Origin of the sequence: Streptomyces sp. NBRC 110611, assembly GCF_001590865.1 — a bacterium.
Classification (GTDB): Bacteria; Actinomycetota; Actinomycetes; order Streptomycetales; family Streptomycetaceae; genus Streptomyces.
Map to the genome: position 1 here is coordinate 7,846 of NZ_BBUY01000003.1, position 19,594 is coordinate 27,439.

Here is a 19,594-nt window from a genome sequence, read left to right on the forward strand (position 1 = left end):
CAGGCCGCGTCCGCACGGCTGCTGGAGATCCTGCTGGAGGGGCTGCGCTCGCGTCCCGTGCGGTGAGATCCGTCGGCCGGCCCGGTCCGGGCGGTCCCGGTCGCCGGGCCCGCCGCCGGGCAGGGCGGCCCGGCGGGACATGGCCGCCGGGCACGGGGCGCGTAGGGCTCCGGCTCCGGCACTACTCGGGGAGGGGCATCCGCCCTTCGGGGAGCGGCTTCCGTTCCTCGGGGAGGGGCATCTGCTTCTCGGGGCTTCTTGGGGAGGGGCAACCTCTTCTCGGGGTGGGGCGTCTCGGCTCCCGGCGCCAGTGGCTCGTACGGATACCGCACGAGGTATGGCCCGTTTGTGCCGTATGGCCCGTACGGGTGAATGCCCGGGCGGCCGTGCGCGTACCCGCCCCGGATGAGTGGTTGGCCGACCGGACGCTGAAGCACCCGGATCCGATGTGGCACGCTGGCGCGGTGTTCCGGTGTGACGGCGGTTTCGGGGGCCTCGGCGATGAGTGGTGACGGACGGGACGAGCGACGCGGTACCGGCTCCGGGGCGGGCGGGAGCGAGACCGCACCGCACCAGCAGGTACCGGACCAGACCGAGCCGCAGGTCCCCGGCCAGGCCGGGCCGCAGGAGCCTGAGCAGGCCGGGCCACAGGTACCTGACCAAGCCGGGCCGCAGGGGCCTGTGCCGGAAGTCCCGTCGTCCGCCCGGAGGGCGGGCTCCGCGCCGGACGGGTCGGCCCCGGGGCGCGACCGGGCCGGTGGCTCCGGGCACGGCCGGGGCGGTCGGCCGACGGGGGAAAAGGCCGGCGGGGCGGGGCACGATCAGGCCAGCGGGCCGGTAGGCGAACGGGTCGGTGGGGCGGCGGGCCAACGGGACGCTGGTGGGGCTGCGGGGGAACGGGGCGGTGGGGCTGCGGGGGAGGACGTTCCGAGCGTGCCGCCGCAGCGTGAGCGGGGCCGCGGTCCGGCCCCGGCAGCCGATGCCGGCGAGGAGGAACTTCCGCCCTCCGACGGCGAGTTGATCGCCGCTATGCGGGCCGGCGACGACAGCGCGTACGAGGAGCTGTACCGCAGGCACGCCGCGGCGGTCCGGCGCTACGCCCGCAACTGCTGCCGGGACGCGCACACCGCGGAGGACCTGACCGGTGAGGTCTTCGCCCGTACGCTGCAGGCGGTGCGCGGTGGCGCGGGCCCGGACACGGCCGTACGCGCCTACCTGCTGACGGCCGTCCGCCGGGTCGCCGCGTCCTGGGCGAAGACCGCGCGGCGAGAGCAGCTGGTCGAGGACTTCGCGGTGTTCGCGGTATCCGCGGCCGGTGCGGCCGGTGCGGCGAGGGACGACGACGCGCACGATCCGGGCGCGGATGTACGCGCCATGCACGAGGCCGAGCAGTCGATGGCCGTGCAGGCGTTCCGCAGCCTGCCGGAGCGCTACCAGACGGTGCTGTGGCACACGACGGTCGAGGAGGAGTCGCCGAGCGAGGTCGCCCCGCTGCTCGGGCTGACCGCGAACGCCACCGCGGTGCTGGCGCACCGCGCCCGGGAGGGCCTGCGGCAGGCCTATCTGCAGGCACACGTCAGTCAGTCGCTGACCGCCGGCGGGGACTGCGCCCGGTATGCCGACCGGCTCGGCGCGTACACCCGCGGCGGGCTGCGGATCCGGGCCGAGCGGGGGCTGCGCAAGCACCTGGAGCAGTGCGCCCGGTGCCGGCTGGCCGCGCTGGAGGTCGAGGACGTCAATCAGCGGATCGGCGCGCTGCTGCCGGTCGCGGTCATCGGCTGGCTCGCAGCCGGGTACGCCGTCAAGGCGGCAGTGGCGGGCGCCGCGGGCGCGGGCGCCGCGGCCGGTGCCGGTGCGGCCGCCGCGGCGGGAACAGGAGCAGGAACAGGAGCAGGAGCGGGAGCAGGAACAGGAGCGGGCGGCGGTTCCGGTGCGGCGGGCGGAGCCGGCGGTGCCGCGGTGGGCAAGGGCCTCGGCACGCCGGTGAAGGTCGGCATCGGGGTCGGGGCCGCGGTGGTGGCGGGCACGGCGCTGGCGCTGGCGCTCACCGGCAGCCCGGCGCCCGCGCCGAAGCCGCAGGCTCAGCCGCCCCGGCCGGCCCCGGCCGTACCGCAGAAGCCCGACCCGCGGCCGGCGAAGCCACTGCCGCCGGCGGCCGGCGCCGCACCGGCCCCGGCACACCGGCCGAGCCCGGCTCAGTCCCCCGAGCCGGCGCCGACGCCCACGCCGGCCTCGCCGAAGCCGCCGCTCACCCCGGCCCCGACGCCGCCCGCCGCACCGTCCGCGACACCGCCGACGTCACCCACCCCCGCCCCCACGCCCACACCGACGCCCACACCCACGCCGCCCAAGCCCTCTCCGAAGCCACCGCAGCCCGCGCCGACGCCGTATCAGCTCAATGCGCTCGCCCATGACGTCATGGGCGACGGCAGCAAGCCCGAGGTGCGCACCATCGGCAGCGGCTGGCTGTGGCAGCGGCCGTCGGCCGAGGTCGCCGGCACGACGTATCCGAACAGCGTGAGCGTGCACGCGCCGTCCTCGGTGACCATCGACCTCAACCGCCAGTGCACCGCGTACGACGCCGTCGTGGGTGTCGACGATCTCAGCCTGCGGCTGGGGGCGCTGCGCTTCTCCGTCTACGGGGACGGGGAGCGGCTGTGGCGGTCGGCGGTGGTGCGTGGCGGGGAGCAGGGGGTGCCGGTGCATGTCCCGCTGACGGGCCGTAAGACGCTGCGGCTGGTCGTCGAGCCGGTGTCGCCCCTCGATGTGGTGACCGTCGGCGACTGGGCACGGGCGCGGATCAGCTGTCGTTGACGGGGCCTGCGGCCGGCCCCGGGGCCGGGGCCCCGGGGCCGGGGCCGGGGCCCCGGGGCTGGGACTGAAGCCGGGCTGGGCTCGTCGCTCGTTCGGGGGGCCGGCGCTCGGGGGCGCGGTGCGCGTATCACGTTGGCCGGGCGAGCGGGCGGCGTGTGTCCTCGGCGTGCAGTGCCTCATGTGCGCCGTCGCATGCGCTGTTCAGCTCGTCGCACAGCACGTCGGCCGTGCGACGCGCACCGGTGTCAGCGCTCAGCAGGCCAGAAGGCCAGAAGCCCCGGCCGACGGGTCAGGCCCGCCCGCCGGGACGACGCACCTGCGAAACCTCTCGCCCTCCTCCCCCCTCCCTCCCCCTCTCCCCCGCACGACCGGCCCTCACGACAACCGCGCACGCGGCGCCACTCCCCCCGCGACCGCCCGCTGCCGCGGCGCCTCCGCCCCCGTCCAGCACGTCCCCCGCCGCGCCACCAGCCGCCGCAGCCACAGCTCCGTGGAGACCAGCTCCGCCAGCCCGTCCAGCGGCAGCCCGGCCCCCTCCGCCGCGGCCCGCAGCGCCGTACGGACCACCCGTGCCTCGATCAGCCCGGCATCGGCCAGCAGCGGTGCGTCGAAGAGCCGCACCAGGTCGTCGACGGCGCTGCGCAGCCCGGTGCGTACCGCAGCGGTGTGGGTGAGCTGCGAGGTGGCGCCCCATCCGGGCGGGAGGTCCCGTACGCCCGCGCCGGCCAGTACGGAGCGCAGGACGGCGGCCCGCGCCCCGGGCTGCACCCGCAGGGTGTCCGGCAGGGCGCGGCAGGCGAGTACCACCTGGTTGTCGAGGAACGGGGCATGCAGCCGCTGGTTGCGCACCTCGGCGGCCTGCTCGAAGACACGGTGGTCGGCGGCCTGGCGGGCCAGTGCCGCGCGGGCCCGCCGCTCCCCCGGGCGGCCGGACGCCGGTGAGCGGGCCGCCGCCTCGCCGAGCCGAACCGATACTTCGGCGAGCGCCTCGCCCGTGAGCCAGCGTGCCGCGGGCCCCGGCCGGCACCAGGCGAGCGCGGCCAGCGAGGCGTCCACGGCTCCGCCCGCCACCGGCTCGTCGGCGAACTCCCGCTCCAGCAGGCGGCGGGCCGTGTCGGCGATACCGTCCGGGTACGGCGTACGGGCGAGCCTGCGGGCCGCGCGGTACACCGTGAACGGCACCAGGACCGAGTGGGCGGAGGGCCCGTCGGCCTTGGCCAGCGCGGTGACCGGGCGCAGCAGAGGGCGCCGGCGGCGGTCCATGAGGAGGTCGGCGAGCCGGGCCGGGTGGGCGTCGAGGACCTGGCGGGCACCGTGCCCGACGAAGTGGTCCGCGCTGCCCGCCAGCAGCCTGCGGCGATGGCGGCCCGCGGTGACGAGGGCGGGGCCCGGCTCGTCCGTGAGCGGGCCGCCTTCGAGGTCCGCATACGGGAGAGCCTCCTCGCCGGCCGCGACGACGACGTGATGCAGCCGCGGATTGTCGGCGATACTGCGGGCGCGCTCCAGTTCGGCGTCCCGGTGGGCCTGAGCCTGACCTCCTTGGGTGGCACGGTCGTTGAAGGTGACGGCCAGGAGGCGCTCACCGTGGCCGCCCAGGCTTCCGGGCCGGCCGGGGAGGCCGGCGGCCAGGAGGGCGAGGGTTCCCGAGGCGCTGCCTCCGGAGAGGTCGGCGCCGATGCCGGGGGCCGGTCCGCCGCGTGCGGCGCGCCGCTCGGCGGGGCCCATTCCGGGCACCGGGCCGGGGTCGAGCCCGTCGAGGCCGTCCGGGTCGGCGGCGTGCCGGGGGGCGGCCAGCCGGGCTCGTACGGCGTCGAGCAGCGCGTCGCGGACGCCGTCCACCGCCTGTTCCGGGGCGAGTTGGGGCGCGGCGACGGCGAGCGACGCGGTGGGCTCGTAGGAGGTGATGTCGCGGGTGCCGCCGCGCAGCACCAGGGCGTGGCCGGGCGGGATCCGGCGGACACCTTCGTACGGCGTGCCGGAGCCGAGGGCCTCGGGGGCGTCCGGGCAGGCCAGCAGCGCGGCCAGATGGCCGATGTCGAGGCCGGCCTCGATCAGGTCCGCGAGCGGGAGGGCCGCGGTGGCGTAAGCGGTGCCGCCGGCCCAGGGGGTGTGGAAGACGGGGCGGGCGCCGGCCAGGTCTCCGGTGACGGTGATCCGCCGTCCTACCTGGACGACGGCGGTGTAGCCGCCGGGCCAGGCGGTGAGGTGGCGCAGCGCGCCCCCACGGGCCGCGAGCAGGCCCACCCGCAGCTGGTCGTCGGTGGCTCCGCAGACACCGAACACGGCGAGCCGGGTCTCGGGGTCGGCCTGGACGACGCGGACCTCGTCCGGCCGCCAGTCGCCGACCGCCCACAGCGGATCCGGGCCGCCCCAGAGGAGTTGGGCGCCTACGGGGAGCACGGTGCGCGCCTCCGCGCCCTCCGACCCTGCGGCGGGCGCCCCCGATGCGCCGGATGCTCCCGATTCGCCGGGCGTCCTCGATTCGCCGGACGTCCCCGTGGCGGCACTGCTCCACCCCACCAACCAGCGCATTGCCGCCTCCACCCGATTCCCCGCGTCCGTGCACCGGGGTCAACGGCCGCCCCCGCGCAACGGATTGCCAAGCTGTCGTCATGCTGTGGTGCTGCCGTCAAGCTCTTGCGGCGACCATGCTGCCATGCCGGCGGCGCAGGGGAAGGGCCGGAGCGGGCCCGTATACGGGCAGTTCACGGTGGGGCTCAACGGGCGGGTCCGTCGGGGGCGCGCGGCGACAGGGCGCACGGCGACGGGGTTGTGGCTGCGGCCGCCCGTCCCGACCACCCGCCTCTCCTCCCCCGGAAGGCCCCCCGTGTGGCCCCCGGGGCGGCTCCGGGCGATGGCCGCGGCGCGAATGCAGCACCCGACGCTTTTCGGCCAAAGTCCCTTATGCACAGCCGAGTTGACACACCCGTACGTCACGTCCACCGGCGACGCGACCGGCAGCGGCCGACGCGCGCGACGGTCCGGGAAGCGGGCTGCGCCCCCCGGACCGGACCGCCACCCGCGGGGAATGAGGTGACGGTGTCCCCCAGCCCACTGGATCCAGTGCAGCGGGCCGACCCACGCAACAGCCATGGAAGCGCCCGCGGTGGTGGGCGACCAGCGCGCACGGAAGGGCGCACGGGCACACGTACCCGGAGCACATGCCAACTCCCGCACCCCTGTTTGAACATGAATCTCGCCATCCGGGACACCGGCCCTTAACGGTCGGGATCCGGCGAACTACTCTGGGTGGACGCATGCCCCGGGGTAGCGGGGCGGCTGTCGCTGGTTCGAGGGGTGCGCATGTCCAGGGATATACGCGGGCCGAACGAGAAGCTCGGCACGGTTCTCGCCCTCGCGGGTATCAGCAATGCCGGACTGGCACGCCGGGTCAACGACCTCGGTGCGCAGCGCGGACTGACACTTCGCTATGACAAGACATCGGTGGCGCGTTGGGTTTCGAAGGGCATGGTGCCCCAGGGTGCCGCGCCCCATCTGATCGCGTCCGCAATCGGCAGCAAGCTGGGCCGGCCGGTGCCGCTGCACGAGATCGGGCTGGCCGACGCGGACCCGGCCCCCGAGGTCGGCCTGGCCTTTCCCCGCGATGTGGGCGCGGCGGTGCGCTCGGCGACCGAGCTCTACCGTCTCGATCTGGCCGGGCGGCGGGCCGGCAGCGGCGGCATCTGGCAGAGCCTGGCCGGATCCTTCGCCGTCACCGCCTACGCCACCCCCGCCTCGCGCTGGCTGATATCCCCGGCCGACAGTTCGGTGGCGCGGGAGGCGCCCGAGGCGCGGGAGAAGGACGCCGCGGCGGCCGGCGACGCCGGGAGTCCGCAGCACGTGGGCCACAGCGACGTCAGCAAGCTGCGCGAGGCCGCCGAGGACGCGCGCCGCTGGGACTCCAAGTACGGTGGCGGGGACTGGCGTTCGTCCATGGTGCCGGAGTGCCTCCGGGTGGACGCGGCGCCGCTGCTGCTCGCCTCGTACAGCGACGAGGTGGGCCGGGCGCTCTTCGGGGCGACCTCCGAACTCACCCGGCTCGCGGGGTGGATGGCCTTCGACACCGGCCAGCAGGAGGCGGCGCAGCGCTACTACATCCAGGCGCTGCGGCTCGCCCGGGCGGCCGCCGACGTCCCCCTGGGCGGGTACGTCCTGGCGTCGATGTCCCTCCAGGCGACCTACCGCGGCTTCGCCGACGAGGGCGTCGACCTCGCGCAGGCGGCCCTGGAGCGCAACCGCGGTCTGGCCACCGCCCGCACCATGAGCTTCTTCCGCCTGGTGGAGGCTCGGGCGCAGGCCAAGGCCGGTGAGGCGCGCGCCTGCGAGGTGGCGCTGAAGGCCTCCGAGGGCTGGCTGGAGCGCTCCCGCGGCGGCGACCCCGACCCGTCATGGCTGGACTTCTACTCGTACGAACGCTTCGCCGCCGACGCCGCCGAGTGCTACCGGGACCTGCGGCTGCCCCGTCAGGTGCGCCGCTTCACCGAGCAGGCCCTCTCCCGCCCCACGGAGGAGTTCGTACGCTCCCACGGGCTGCGCCTGGTGGTGTCCGCGGTGGCCGAACTGGAGTCCGGCAACCTGGACGCGGCCTGCGCGGCGGGCACCCGGGCGGTCGAGGTGGCGGGCCGGATCTCCTCGGCCCGCACGACGGAGTACGTCCGCGATCTGCTGCACCGCCTGGAGCCGTACGGCGACGAGCCGCGCGTGGTGGAGCTGCGGGAACGGGCACGGCCGCTGCTGGCGGCGCCGGCGTAGGACGGACATCGGCGTCGAACTCTGCATGTTCCGAACCCCGAATGTTCGAACCCCGAATGTTTCGGATTTCGAATGTTTCGGACTTCGAACCTCGGACTCCGGACTCCGCGCTTCGGACGGGGCGGGCGCGGGCGTTCGCGTCGCCACCGGGCGGCCCGCCCCGGCCGGTCCTCGCCGCACTGTCAGTGGTGCCCGTCATGATGGGGTACGTCGTCGGCGATGGCGCGCGGATCCGCGGCGAGGGGCGGACCTGCGGCTATGCGGTTGGGAGGTGCAGTGGCGGCGTACGACTGCGATGTGCTGGTGATCGGTGCCGGCATCATCGGGCTCTCCACGGCCCTTGCGATCACGCGGGCCGCGCCGGGCACGCGCGTCGTGGTCCTGGAGAAGGAGCCGGGGCCCGCCCGCCATCAGACCGGGCGCAACAGCGGTGTGATCCACAGCGGCATCTACTACCCGCCCGGTTCGCTCAAGGCCCGCTTCGCCCTCCAGGGCTCAGCGGAGCTGGTCACGTTCTGTGCCGAGCACGACATCCCGCACGAGGTCACCGGCAAGCTGATCGTCGCCACGGACCGCAGCGAACTCCCGCGGCTGCACGGCCTCATCCAGCGCGGCCGGGAGCACGGCCTTCCGGTGCGTGAGCTGGGCCCCGCCCAGATAGCCGAGTACGAACCGGAGGTGCGCGGCCTGGCCGCCATCCATGTCGGCACCACCGGCATCTGCGACTTCGCCGCGGTCGCCCGCCGGTACGGCCGGCTGGCACAGGACGCCGGTGCCCGGATCGTCTACGGCGCCGAGGTGACGGCGATCGGCCGCCGCCCCGGCCGGGTCGCGGTCCGTACCGCCGACGGCACGGTCCACCGCGCCCGCGCCCTGGTCAACTGCGCCGGCCTGCACTGCGACCGGATCGCCCGGCTGGCCGGCGACGCCCCGGGCATGCGGATCGTCCCGTTCCGCGGCGAGTACTACACCCTCGCCCCGGAGCGCGCCGCCCTCGTCCGCGGCCTGGTCTACCCCGTTCCCGACCCGGCCTTCCCCTTCCTGGGCGTCCATCTGACCCGTGGCGTCGACGGCGCCGTCCACATCGGCCCCAACGCCGTCCCCGCCCTGGCCCGCGAGGGCTACGACTGGCGCACCATCCGCCCCGCCGAGCTGGCCGGCGCCCTCGGCTACCCCGGCTCCTGGCGGATAGCCCGCCGCCACTGGCGCTACGGCGCCGGCGAACTGCACCGCTCGCTGTCCCGGCGCGCCTTCACCGACGCGGTCCGCCGCCTCCTCCCGGCCGCCCGCGAGGAGGACCTGATCCCCGCCCCGTCCGGCGTCCGGGCCCAGGCCGTCCTGCCCGACGGCACCCTCGTCGACGACTTCCTCTTCGCCGAGACCCCCGGCATGATCCACGTCCTCAACGCCCCGTCCCCGGCAGCCACGGCATCACTGCCCATTGGCCGGGAGGTGGCACGACGGGTGCTGGGGGTGCTGGGGCACTAGGACGGATGGGGCGCTGGGGGGTGGGCCAGGAAAGGTGGCCGGAGACGAGGCGGCCGGCCGGCCGAGGACGACACCGCCCCGGCGGCCTCACCTCGACCATCCCGGCGACCGGGCCCCACCGCCCCGGCGGCGGATCACCCCCTCCACCGCCCCGGAGGAACCTGGAACGCCTGGACGCTCGGACGGTTGTCACTGAGCTGCTCACCCTGGACGAAGAGCGTTTTGTCGATGCCGTTCCAGGTGAGTGACATGGAGTCGGGCGAGGGCAGCGAATGCTCCGGGTCGTAGACCGTGCCCATCACCTTCTCCTTGCCATCGCGCAGGCCGATCGAGACCAGCAGCGGGTTGCGGGCGTTCGCGCCACTGTCGGGTGACGTGGTGACCGCGATCAGACCCGGGTCGTCCACGCCCGCGGTCGCCGCCGTGCCGCGCTTCTTCCACAGCAGCTTTCCGGTCTTCAGGTCCATGGCCGCGAGGCCCTTGTCCGCGCCGTACTGCGCCACCAGCACCTGCTCGTCATCGTCGACGTAGGTGCTGCGCGAATCGAATGTCAGGTCCTTCAGCTCCCCTTCGAGCTTGAACGAGTGGTCCGGCTTCCCTTCCTTCGTATACGTCTGGACGTAGCGGTCGGGATCGGCGGAGCTGCCGTCGAGCATGAGGAGCGTCAGGGGCCGGTCGGAGAGGATCTGCTCGATCGGCCGCTTCTCACCCTCGATCTTCGAATGGATGCTGGGGTACTCCAGGTCCTGGATTTTCAGCTGCGTCTGCGGCTTCTCATCGGGGCAGTTGCTCACCCAGGCGAGATACTGCGGGCTCAGACCGACGGAGTTGGTGCACAGGTGCCCCCGCGAGGTGAGCTGCCAGACCTTGTTCGCGCCGGAGACCGAGAAGCCGGCGTAGGTCCGCCCGATCGTGACCGCGACGACCTTCTTGTTCACCACGACCCGCGGCCGGTGTTCCGCGCCGCTTCCGTCCTGGAGGTTCTTCGACCACAGCGTGCGGCCGGTGTCGGTGTCGACGACGGACACGTAGGAACAGTCGTCGCCGCCCGCGTCGAAGACGACCACGCCCACGCCTTCGTAACTCGCGTCCTTGGACATCGCGCAGACCTCGCCCGCGCCCTTCGGCGTCTCCACCGTCCACGACTTCTTGCCGGTCTTGCGGTTGTACGCGCGCACGCCCTCGCTATCGCCGTAGATGACGTCGTCGTTGTTGAACCACATCGAGCGCAGACCGTTCTCGTCCTGCCGTTCGCGAGCGGACGCGCTGGCGGGCGCCTTCCACAGCTGCGGCAGGGCGTTCGCCGGCCGGTCGGCGGCCGAGTCGGCAGAGCCGTTGCCCGTGAGAAGGAAGTACCCGCCGACACCGCCGGCGATCAGGACGACCATCACGATCGCCAGGATGATCGCCACGGGGGGTTTGTTACGGGCCGGACCGACGGGCAGCCCCGCCCCACCCGGGAACGGTGCTGCCGCCATGGGCCCACCGGGGAACGGCGGCTGCCCGGGGACCTGTCCCGGGACGGGAACCTGTCCTGGCACGGGAACCTGTCCCGGCGTGGCCGCCTGCCCCGGCACAGGAGCTTGCCCCGGCACAGGGGCCTGCTGCTGGGCGTACGGCGGGTGCGGCAGGGGCAGGGGCGGCTGCTGGCCTCCGTGTGGCACGGAACCGTGCGGCGCGGAAGGGGGCTGGGCAAAGCCCTGCTGAGGTGAGCCCTGAGGCTGGCCCATGGGCGGCTGGGCCGCACCCGGACCAGGCGGAACGGGCTGAGCGGGCTGAGCCGGCTGAGCCGGCTGAGCGAGCGGAGTGGGCTGAGCGGGCGGAGTCGCATAGGGGTTGGGGCCGGCCGGAGACGGGCCGACGGGCTGTCCCGCGGGCGGGGGCTCGGCCGCCCCGATGGGCTGGCCTGGTACCGGCGGACCGACAGGTGCCGCTCCCGGACCCCCCTGGCCGTCCGGCTTCGGCCCTTGCGGATTCCCGGTGCTTCCCTGGCCACCCTGCGACACGATGAACAGACCCCCTGGCTTGCTGGCTTACTGGTGCGTGTGCCGGCTTCGTTGCGGCACGTCGGCCCCGCATCGTATGCACGCCGCCACTCCCCCAGCCAGCGCCTTCCCACCAGCGGTTTCGCCCTTTCCGCCCAGCCATCGCCCGGTACTCCCGGTATCGCCGCGGCCACCTCCCCCGCCCTCCACCCACCGTGGAACCGTCCTCCGCCCCGTAGAATCGACACACTGTGTCCGAGAATCCCGCCACCCCTGAAGCCAACCCGTCGGAAGCCAACCCGTCGGCTACCAGCCAGTCGGAAGCCGGCCCGTCGGAAGCCGACGCTCCGGCAGCCGCGGCCGCGGCCGCGCAGGAAACCACCACGCAGGGAGCCCGCAGCCTCGGCCTCGGCTCCACGGCCGTGTCAGCCGCCACCCCCCGCCGCGGCGCACCCATGTTCCCCGACGGCACCGGCCCCGCGGCCGACCCGGCCGGCTCGCACCACGAGCGGCGGATCCGCTCCTTCCAGCCCCGCCGCAGCCGCGTCTCCCCCGGACAGGCGGATGCGCTGCGCCGCCTGTGGCCCACGTGGGGGCTGGACATCGACGGGCTCTCCCGTATTGATCTGGACACGTTCTTCGACGGCCTGCCGGTCGTCCTGGAAATCGGCTTCGGGATGGGTGAGGCCACGGCACAGATGGCCGCCGCCGACCCGTCGACCGGCATCCTCGCCTGTGACGTGCACACGCCGGGCCAGGGCAATCTGCTCCGCCTCGCCGAGCAGAACGGCCTGTCCAACATCCGGGTGGCGAACGGCGACGCGATCATCCTGCTCCGCGAGATGCTCGCCCCCGGCTCCCTCGCCGGCCTGCGCGTCTTCTTCCCCGACCCCTGGCCCAAGAAGCGCCACCACAAGCGCCGCCTGATCCAGCCGGAATTCGTCTCGCTGGCCTGCTCCCGGCTCACGCCCGGCGCCCTGGTCCACTGCGCGACCGACTGGGAGCCGTACGCCGAGCAGATGCTGGAGGTCCTCTCCGCCGAGCCGACGCTGGAGAACCTCCACCCGGGATACGCCCCCCGGCCGGACTTCCGCCCGCTGACCAGGTTCGAGGGCCAGGGCCTGGACAAGGGACACGTCGTCCACGACCTGCTCTTCCGCCGCCGCAGCGCATAAGCCGCAGCCGGTAACCGGTCATCGGCCAGTCGGCAGCCGCAACCACAGCCGGTAGCCAGTAATCGGTCAGTCGCCAGCCAGCCATCGGTAGCCGCAGCCGGTAGCTGGCAATCGGTCAGTCGCCAGCCGATCATCAGCAGCCGCAGCAGGTATCCACCAGCAACGGCCCCTCGTTACGCCGCAAAGCTCCTCGTTAGGGTCGACAGGTGTCCCCGTCCCCCCAGCCGCCCCCACACCCCTGCGCACTGCCGCCGCCACCTCCACCCCCACCCCCGTACACACCCCCCGCATACGCCCCCTGCGCCGCGCACGCCCCCACCGCACCCCCACACCACCACCGCCGCAGACCCCCCTGGCAGAGCAGAACCGTCCGCGCGACGGCCCTGATATCCCTCCTGGCCCTCTCCGGTGTCCTGATCATCGCGCTGGTCCGCCGCGAGACCGGCACCGAAGGCTTCCTGGTAGGCCTCGGCCTGGCCGTCTTCCCCGTACCGCTCCTCATCGCAGCCTTCTGCTGGCTCGACCGCCTGGAGCCCGAGCCCTGGCGCAACCTCGCCTTCGCCTTCACCTGGGGCGCCTGCGCCGCCACCCTGGTCGCCCTGCTGGCCAACGGCTTCGCCACCGACTGGCTGGCCGCCAACATCGCCTCCACCTCGCCCTCCGAGGCCGAGGCCTGGGGCGCCGCCGTCATCGCCCCGTTCGTCGAGGAGACGGGCAAGGCCGCCGCCGTCCTCTTCCTCTACCGCTTCCGCCGACGCGACTTCGACGGCATCACGGACGGCATCGTCATCGCCGGCATCACCGCCACCGGCTTCGCTTTCACCGAGAACATCCTCTACCTGGGCAACGCCTTCGGCGAGGACCAGTCCCTGGGCCACTCGGGCCTGGACTCCCTCACCGCCGGCACCTTCTTCATCCGGATCATCGTCTCCCCCTTCGCCCACCCCCTCTTCACCATCCCCACCGGCCTCGCGTTCGGCATCGCCGCCACCCGCTACCCCCGCCGCCGCACCGCCCGCACGGCCGTGACCGCCCTGGGCCTGGCGACCTCGGTCCTCCTCCACGCCGTCTGGAACGCCTCCGCCACCCTCGACACCCCCGACTTCCTCCTCATCTACGGCCTCTTCATGGTCCCGCTCCTCCTCGTCCTGACCGCCCTCGCCGTCTGGGCCCGCAACCAGGAACTCCGCTCCCTCCGCCACTACCTCACCCCCTACATCGCCGCCGGCTGGCTCGTCCCCGCCGAACCCACCGCCCTCTCCTCCCTCAAGACCCGCGCCCTGGCCCGCGACATCGCCCACCGCACCCACGGCCCCGCCGCCGCCCGCGCCGTCACCGAATACACCGCCCTCGCCACCGCCCTCTCCTTCCACCGCCGCCGCGCCCACCTCACCGGCCCCACCCCAGACTTCACCACCCAGGAACACCACCTACTCCAGCACCTACGCCACTACCAGCCTTGGGGGCAACGGGCACTTACGGATGCACTGGAGACTGCGGCCCGGCAGGACGAGCGCTGGGCGAACCAGGTGCACCAGGAAGACCAGGTGCACCAGGAAGAGAACGAGCACGACACCTCCGGCGCACCCCTCTCAAAGAAACCCACTCGGGGGAACCCACGCAGTCAGCGCAGCCGAAGCCACACCACGCCGCCCCCACCCCGCCCTACGGAACAAGCAACTCACCGCCCGCCACCGGGTCAAGCGTGACGGCATTGAAAAGCTGGAACGCAGACACCTCGTAGCCGGTGCGCCTCGTAGCCCCGCGTGCCGAAGACACCGCCCCGAGCCACACAAGCAGAGCCCTGCGTGCTGCTTTCTCTTTACTCCCTGGGGCCACCCGATCCGCTGCGAGCCCGGCGTAGGCTCAGGGAAGTTGGCTCTGACGTGGAAGGTTATGGCGATGGCGCGTATTCCGGCGGCAGTGGTGGCGGCGAGTGGGCTCGTGGGTGGTTATGGCGTCGCTCGGTGGACGGAGAAGAGGCCGTTGGGGGGAGTGGCGCTGGTGGCGGCTGGGGTTGTGGCGGCCAAGGAGTGGCAGGAGAAGGCCGGGCCGAAGGCTGCGGTGGCGTTGAGTGGCGCCTATGTGGCGGCGTTTGTGGGGTCGCATGTGCTGGCCAAGAAGATCGGGGCCTGGCCTTCGGTGTTCGCGGTGGCGGGTGGGATGGCGCTGGCGTCGTGGGCGGTGGTGGACCGTCGGGGGTGAGTCGGGGGTAAGTCAGGGGTGAGTCGGGGTGAGGTGCCGACGGCACAGTTCTCGGCCGGCCACGGGCATCCCCGCGCAGAGGGGGCAGGGGCCCGCTGCGTGGGGACGCCCCCTCTGTGCGAGGCGGGGCGAGGCAGGCCGGTCAGGCCGATGCGTCGTTCAGGAGGGTGAGTTCGGCCTGGGTGAGGGAGAGGTCCGCGGCGGCCAGGAGGGGCGGGAGCTGGGAGACCGTACGGGCACTGGCGATGGGGGCGGCGACCGTCGGCTGCGCGGCGAGCCAGGCGAGGGCCACGGTGGCGAGTTCGGCACCATGGGCGGCGGCGACGGTGTCGAGGGCCTCCAGGACGCGGAGGCCGCGATCGGTGGCCAGATACTCTGCGGCCTTCTCGGAGCGGGCGCTGTCGGTCGCGGCGCCAGGGCGGTACTTGCCCGTGAGGAAGCCGGAGGCGAGGGCGTAATAGGGCATCGCGGCGACGCTCTCGCGGGCGGCCACGTCGGCCAGTTCACCCTCGTAGGTGTCGCGGGAGACCAGGTTGTAGTGGGGCTGCAGGGCGACGTATCGGGCCAGGCCCTCGCGAGCGGAGAAGGTAAGGGATTCCGCCAGGCGGGCCGCGGAGATGTTGGACGCACCGATCTCGCGGACCTTGCCGGCCTTGACGAGGTCGTCGAGGGCGGTGAGGAACTCCCCGACCTCCAGTGATTCGTCGTCGTAGTGGGTGTAGTAGAGGTCGATGTAGTCCGTGCGGAGGCGGGTGAGGGACTGGTCGACCGCGGTCTTGATCGTGGCGGCGGTCAGGCCCGTGAAGTCGGGGTGTGCGCCGACCTTGGTGGCGATGACGACGTCGGAGCGATTGCCCCGGGACGCCAGCCAGTTGCCGATGACAGTCTCGGATTCACCGCCCTTGTTGCCGGGGACCCAGGCGGAGTACACGTCGGCGGTGTCGATGAAGTTCCCGCCGGCGGTCGTGTACGCGTCGAGCACGGCGAAGGACTCGGCTTCGTCGGCAGTCCAGCCGAAGACGTTGCCCCCGAGGGAGAGCGGGGAGACGGAGAGCGAACCAACAGTTTTGAGTTTCGCAGTCATGTGGAGGGAAGCGCTCGGGGGGAGGGGGGTTATTCCCCCTCGTTTCCCTCGTTTCCCTCGTTTCCTGCGTTTCCCTGGCTTCCTGCGCTTCCCTGGCTTCCTGCGCTTCCCTCGGTTCCGTCTTGCCTCAGGCTTCGATCCCGTGCTCCCGCAGCCACGCCATCGGGTCTGTCGGGTCGCCGCCACCGGGACGTACCTCGAGGTGGAGGTGCGGGCCGGTGACATTGCCGGTCGCGCCGACGCGGCCGATGACATCGCCCGTATTGACCTTGCCGGAGGTCTTCACCATCGAGGACAGATGGCAGAACCAGAGCTCGGTGCCGTCGTCCAGGGTGAGCACGATGCGGTAGCCGTACGCACCGGCCCAGCCGGCCTGGGTGATGGTGCCGGAGTGAACCGCCTTGACGGGCGTGCCGGTCGGCGCGGCGAAGTCCTGCCCGGTATGGTCCGCGGCCCAGCGGTCGCCGGCCTGGCCGAAGCCGGCGGTCAGGGTGTACGAGGAGACGGGGACGGTGAAGCTCTTCGCCAGCCGGGCGAGGCGTTCGGCCTCCGCCTTACGGTGGGCCTCCGCCTCGGCCTCGCGCTTGGCTTCCAGTTCTGCGGCTTTCTTGGCGGCCGCGGCCCTCTCGGCCGCCTTCTGGGCTTCGACCGCTTCCTTCGCGGCCTGCTTGACGGCGGCGTTCTCGGCCGCCTCACGGGCTTCCGTCTCGGCGGCGCTCTGCTGCGCGTCGGCCTGCTGGAGGATGCGGCTGCGCAGGGCCTCGCCGGCACCGCTGCCCGTACCGGTGCCTGTACCGGAGCCCGTACCGGTGGCCTGGCTGAGCGGGCCCGAGGGAGAAGGGGAGTTGGCCTCGGAGCCGGGGGCGGCGCCGGAGGTGGATTCGTCACCGTCAGCATCGGCATCGGCATCGGATATGAGGTCGCCGACGCCGGGGAGGGACTCGGCGTCCGGCAGGCTGTCGGCTATCTCGTCGGCCAGCCCGCCGATGTCGGGTATCGAGATCGGGAGCGGCGGGCGGCCCTCCGCCGTGGCCATGCCTCCCGCGCCGACCGCCGCGATGACGCCGACGCCCAGGACTGTGCCGCCGCGGGCGAGTCCGCCGGTGCGCTGCTTGACCACCCGGTGCTTGCCACGGACGGAGCGGACGGACTCCTCGGTGGGGTTCCACTCCTCCCACGGGCCGTCGCCGCCACCGTCACCGCCACCGTCACCGACGCCGTCACCGACGCCGTCACCGACGACGATGCTGGCACCGTCACCGACGCTGTTGGCGTCCCCGGCGCTGTTGGCGTCGCGGCCCGTTGCGATGTCTGCACCGCCGCGCGCGTGCGCGTAGGCAGGTCCGTCGAAAGCGCCTCGGGCATCGAGTTCATGCGCGAAGGCCGGGGCAGCGGGGGCTGCGGAGGCGGATGCGGACGGAGCCTCGGGGGCAGGCCTGTTGGATGCCACGGGGGCGGACTCCTTTCCTTCCTTCTCGCCTACCGGGTTAGCTGACGGGTTCGGAGCAGGAAGGTCTCCTACGGGCACCCTCTGGCTGAGGCGTCCGATTCACCCCAAGGTGATGGTTCCCCGGTTCCCTTGCGCAGTTCATGCGGTCCGTGCGGTCCGTGCAGTTCACGCAGTTTGTGCGATTCATGCGGTTCATGCAGTTCCGGCGGCTCGCGTAGTTCGTACCGGTCATGCCGTTCGGGGTGCTGAAGGTGCGTGAAATGTGCGTACGGGATTCGGCGTCGGCGCACGGTGCCGCCTCTTTCGACGGCTGGGACGACCGCGCTCCGTTATCGGACAGTAATAGAAGTCGTGACCATTTTCCAAGCCTCCCCGGGAATCCTTGTCCACTCTCCACGAGGTTTGACGTGGAACTTTTCCACGCATACCCACGCGAACCTGGCAAGTTGACCAAGGGACTCCAAACGATCTTTCGGCGATTGTGCGTCAGTTGTTATGCGACGCATGCGCCGCCATGACGCCAAGGAGCATTCATCGATTACCCGGAGTGACAGCGCGCGTTACGCCCCCATAGGCCGCTGCACCGCCAGCAGCGCCATATCGTCCGCCTGCTCCCCGCCCGTATGCCGTGCCACGTCCTCGATGAGGGCGTCCAGGAGGCCGCCCGGCCCGGTGAAGTGGCGGCCGCGCAGCCGTACCGACGGGTCGTAGAAGCGGCCGTGGGAGTCGCGGGCCTCGGTGACGCCGTCCGTGAAGAAGAGCAGCAGCGCACCGGCCGGGAGGAACGTCTCGTCCACCCGGTCCGGCCAGCTCGCCACCTCGCCCATCCCCAACGGCAGCGCCGGCGCCGAGGGGGCCAGCTCGCGCAGCCCGCCGTCCGGGGTGAGCATCAGCGGCGGCGGATGGCCGCGGTTGAGGACCCGCAGCACGGGCTCCCCGTCGGCCGGGACCTCCGCCAGGACAGCCGTGGCGAACCCCTCGACCAGCTCGATCCCCGCACGCCGCTCGGCCTCCCGCCGCAGCGCCCGCTCCAGCCGGCCCGCCACCGCCTCCAGCGTGGCCTCCCGCTCGGCCGCCTCCCGGAAGCCGCCGACGACGACCACCGCGGCCTCCACCGCCTCCAGCCCCTTGCCGCGCACATCGCCGACGAGCAGCCGTACGCCGTACGGGGTGTCCTGCACGGCGTAGAGGTCGCCGCCGATCCGTGCGTCCGCCCGCGCGCCCACGTAGCGGGCCGCGACCGTGAGCCCTCCGCCGAGCCGCTCCGGCGGCTCCGGCAGTACGGCCCGCTGGGCGGCCTCCGCGACATCCCGTACGGACGCCAGATGGGCCTCGGTCTTCCGGAGTGCGCGGTTGATGCCGAGCGCCAGCAGGGACACGACGAACACCGTCGCGGCCTCCGTCACCGCCTCGTTGATGTTCGCGGCGGGGCTGCGGTAGGCAGCCACCCAGATCTCGCCGGCGACGGCGGCAAGTGCGGTGAAGGCTGTGGCGCCCAGCGAGAAGAGCGGCGCCGCGACCAGCGGGGCGGCGGCGAAGAAGGGCGAGCCGGTGTAGGTGAGCGGTGTCACCTCCTCGAAGGTGATACCGCCGATGAGCAGAATGACGGGCAGCCAGCGCACCAGGCGCTGCCCCCGCAGCCGCTCCAGCTGCTTTGGCCACGTCAGCTGCTTCGGCCACGTCAGCTGCTTCGGCTGCTTCGGCCACGTCAGCTGCTTCGGCTGCTTCCGGGCACGGCGGGTCCACGGCTCCCCGGAATCGTCGCCCGTAGAAGGCCTGTCGCCCTGCCGCATCCGCACCGGCCTCTTCTCACTCCACCCGTCCGTACGAGCCCCGGTACCGGTCCGGTACCGGCCCCGCGCACGGGCACCGCGTCATGTCGGCCGCCTCGACGCCCGTCCCAAGGCTTTCCGTTACAAGGGCGTACGGCGAATCCTCGGCGTCCGGATGGGGCATGCGCGAGCGGACGGACCGTACAGCGCTTGACGGTGCTGAGCGGCGCTCCTTGCTGGATATGACCTCCACGTCATCAGTCACGAGTTCGAGACCAACTCCGAAGAACTTGCAGCAGAGCCCCTTCTCGCTGATGGTCACAACAGACCCGCTTTGCCGCGCAACGACAGATGCCCCCGCCGGGATTGCCCGGCAGGGGCATCTGCAGATTTTTAATCTGCGGCTTCTACAGTTCAGGGCGACGGGGTAGTCAGCACAGCGAACCCGTCCCACTCAGCGAACCTGTTGAACGAGAGCACCGGCCCATCATTGCCTGCACTCGCTGCGCAGATGTATGCCGGATGCACCCTGCCCATGGTCAGGTAGTCCAACTCGAAGAATGCGTCCCTGCTGCTGCAGAGGATTCCCGGTTCGGTTGCCGAGTACATGATGAAGGCATGCTCAGAGTCCATGAAGTGGTGTGTGCGTGCCCACTCCACGGCCAAATCCCCTGACCATCCAGCATCCTCATAGCTGAACACGGAATACGGAATCTCACGCCAGTCGAGTCGTGATGGGATCCACGGGAGAGTGCACAGGTACTCATCGAACTCCCTGCTCGCTTCAACCGGCATCCTGACAGCCCTCCCCGAACTGATCCAATCGGTGAGGTGGTCAGATTCAACGTACATCGCCGTCCTCCGTGTCA

13 protein-coding genes and 1 riboswitch are annotated in these 19,594 nt (G+C 72.6%); of the genes, 6 read left to right on the forward strand and 7 right to left on the reverse strand.

Annotated elements, in window-relative coordinates; translation table 11 throughout:
* The first annotated feature begins 933 nt into the window (after positions 1-933).
* Positions 934-2,814 carry a sigma-70 family RNA polymerase sigma factor gene (locus AZE13_RS08210; RefSeq protein ID WP_066928598.1) on the forward strand — a complete coding sequence of 627 codons (1,881 nt, stop codon included), beginning with the start codon at positions 934-936 and terminating at the stop codon, positions 2,812-2,814.
* 375 nt (positions 2,815-3,189) lie between these two features.
* Here AZE13_RS08210 and AZE13_RS08215 read toward each other — a convergent pair whose 3' ends face one another.
* Entirely contained in the window at positions 3,190-5,346 is a 2,157-nt protein-coding gene (locus AZE13_RS08215; protein ID WP_079123820.1) for an asparagine synthase-related protein, read from the reverse strand.
* Between the two features lie 771 nt (positions 5,347-6,117).
* Here AZE13_RS08215 and AZE13_RS08220 point away from each other — a divergent pair.
* Complete coding sequence (locus AZE13_RS08220) at positions 6,118-7,566, forward strand: MFS transporter (RefSeq protein WP_066928602.1); 1,449 nt, start codon at positions 6,118-6,120, stop codon at positions 7,564-7,566.
* Between the two features lie 276 nt (positions 7,567-7,842).
* On the forward strand, positions 7,843-9,054 hold the full coding sequence (gene lhgO / locus AZE13_RS08225; protein WP_079123821.1) for an L-2-hydroxyglutarate oxidase: 1,212 nt from the start codon (positions 7,843-7,845) through the stop codon (positions 9,052-9,054).
* A 134-nt stretch (positions 9,055-9,188) separates the two neighbouring features.
* Here lhgO and AZE13_RS08230 read toward each other — a convergent pair whose 3' ends face one another.
* Complete coding sequence (locus AZE13_RS08230) at positions 9,189-10,466, reverse strand: PQQ-binding-like beta-propeller repeat protein (RefSeq protein WP_066928606.1); 1,278 nt, start codon at positions 10,464-10,466, stop codon at positions 9,189-9,191.
* Between the two features lie 824 nt (positions 10,467-11,290).
* On the opposite strand from AZE13_RS08230, the gene trmB reads away from it, so the two are divergent.
* The 3 genes from trmB (at position 11,291) to AZE13_RS08245 (ending at position 14,419) form a co-directional block, all read left to right on the forward strand.
* On the forward strand, positions 11,291-12,214 hold the full coding sequence (gene trmB, locus AZE13_RS08235; RefSeq protein WP_066928608.1) for a tRNA (guanosine(46)-N7)-methyltransferase TrmB: 924 nt from the start codon (positions 11,291-11,293) through the stop codon (positions 12,212-12,214).
* Between the two features lie 206 nt (positions 12,215-12,420).
* The gene (locus AZE13_RS08240) at positions 12,421-13,923 is read left to right on the forward strand and encodes a PrsW family intramembrane metalloprotease (RefSeq protein WP_258527651.1); all 1,503 of its coding nucleotides are present in this window, start codon (positions 12,421-12,423) and stop codon (positions 13,921-13,923) included.
* Positions 13,924-14,116: 193 nt separating this feature from the next.
* On the forward strand, positions 14,117-14,419 hold the full coding sequence (locus tag AZE13_RS08245) for a hypothetical protein (protein ID WP_066929472.1): 303 nt from the start codon (positions 14,117-14,119) through the stop codon (positions 14,417-14,419).
* 142 nt (positions 14,420-14,561) lie between these two features.
* Here the strand turns inward: AZE13_RS08245 and AZE13_RS08250 are convergent, their stop codons facing one another.
* The 5 genes from AZE13_RS08250 to AZE13_RS08265 all read right to left on the reverse strand — a co-directional run bounded on the left by AZE13_RS08250 (position 14,562) and on the right by AZE13_RS08265 (position 19,577).
* A complete protein-coding gene (locus tag AZE13_RS08250; RefSeq protein WP_066928610.1) occupies positions 14,562-15,503 on the reverse strand; it encodes an aldo/keto reductase in 942 nt (313 codons plus the stop codon).
* A 127-nt stretch (positions 15,504-15,630) separates the two neighbouring features.
* The gene (locus AZE13_RS08255; protein WP_398780122.1) at positions 15,631-16,953 is read right to left on the reverse strand and encodes a M23 family metallopeptidase; all 1,323 of its coding nucleotides are present in this window, start codon (positions 16,951-16,953) and stop codon (positions 15,631-15,633) included.
* 11 nt (positions 16,954-16,964) lie between these two features.
* A riboswitch (cyclic di-AMP (ydaO/yuaA leader) is annotated at positions 16,965-17,108 on the reverse strand.
* A gap of 405 nt (positions 17,109-17,513) precedes the next feature.
* Complete coding sequence (locus tag AZE13_RS08260; RefSeq protein ID WP_258527652.1) at positions 17,514-18,752, reverse strand: PP2C family protein-serine/threonine phosphatase; 1,239 nt, start codon at positions 18,750-18,752, stop codon at positions 17,514-17,516.
* Positions 18,753-18,762: 10 nt separating this feature from the next.
* The gene (locus AZE13_RS37485) at positions 18,763-19,047 is read right to left on the reverse strand and encodes a hypothetical protein (RefSeq protein ID WP_220127567.1); all 285 of its coding nucleotides are present in this window, start codon (positions 19,045-19,047) and stop codon (positions 18,763-18,765) included.
* A 92-nt stretch (positions 19,048-19,139) separates the two neighbouring features.
* The gene (locus tag AZE13_RS08265) at positions 19,140-19,577 is read right to left on the reverse strand and encodes a hypothetical protein (protein WP_066928612.1); all 438 of its coding nucleotides are present in this window, start codon (positions 19,575-19,577) and stop codon (positions 19,140-19,142) included.
* Between the last annotated feature and the right edge of the window lie 17 nt (positions 19,578-19,594).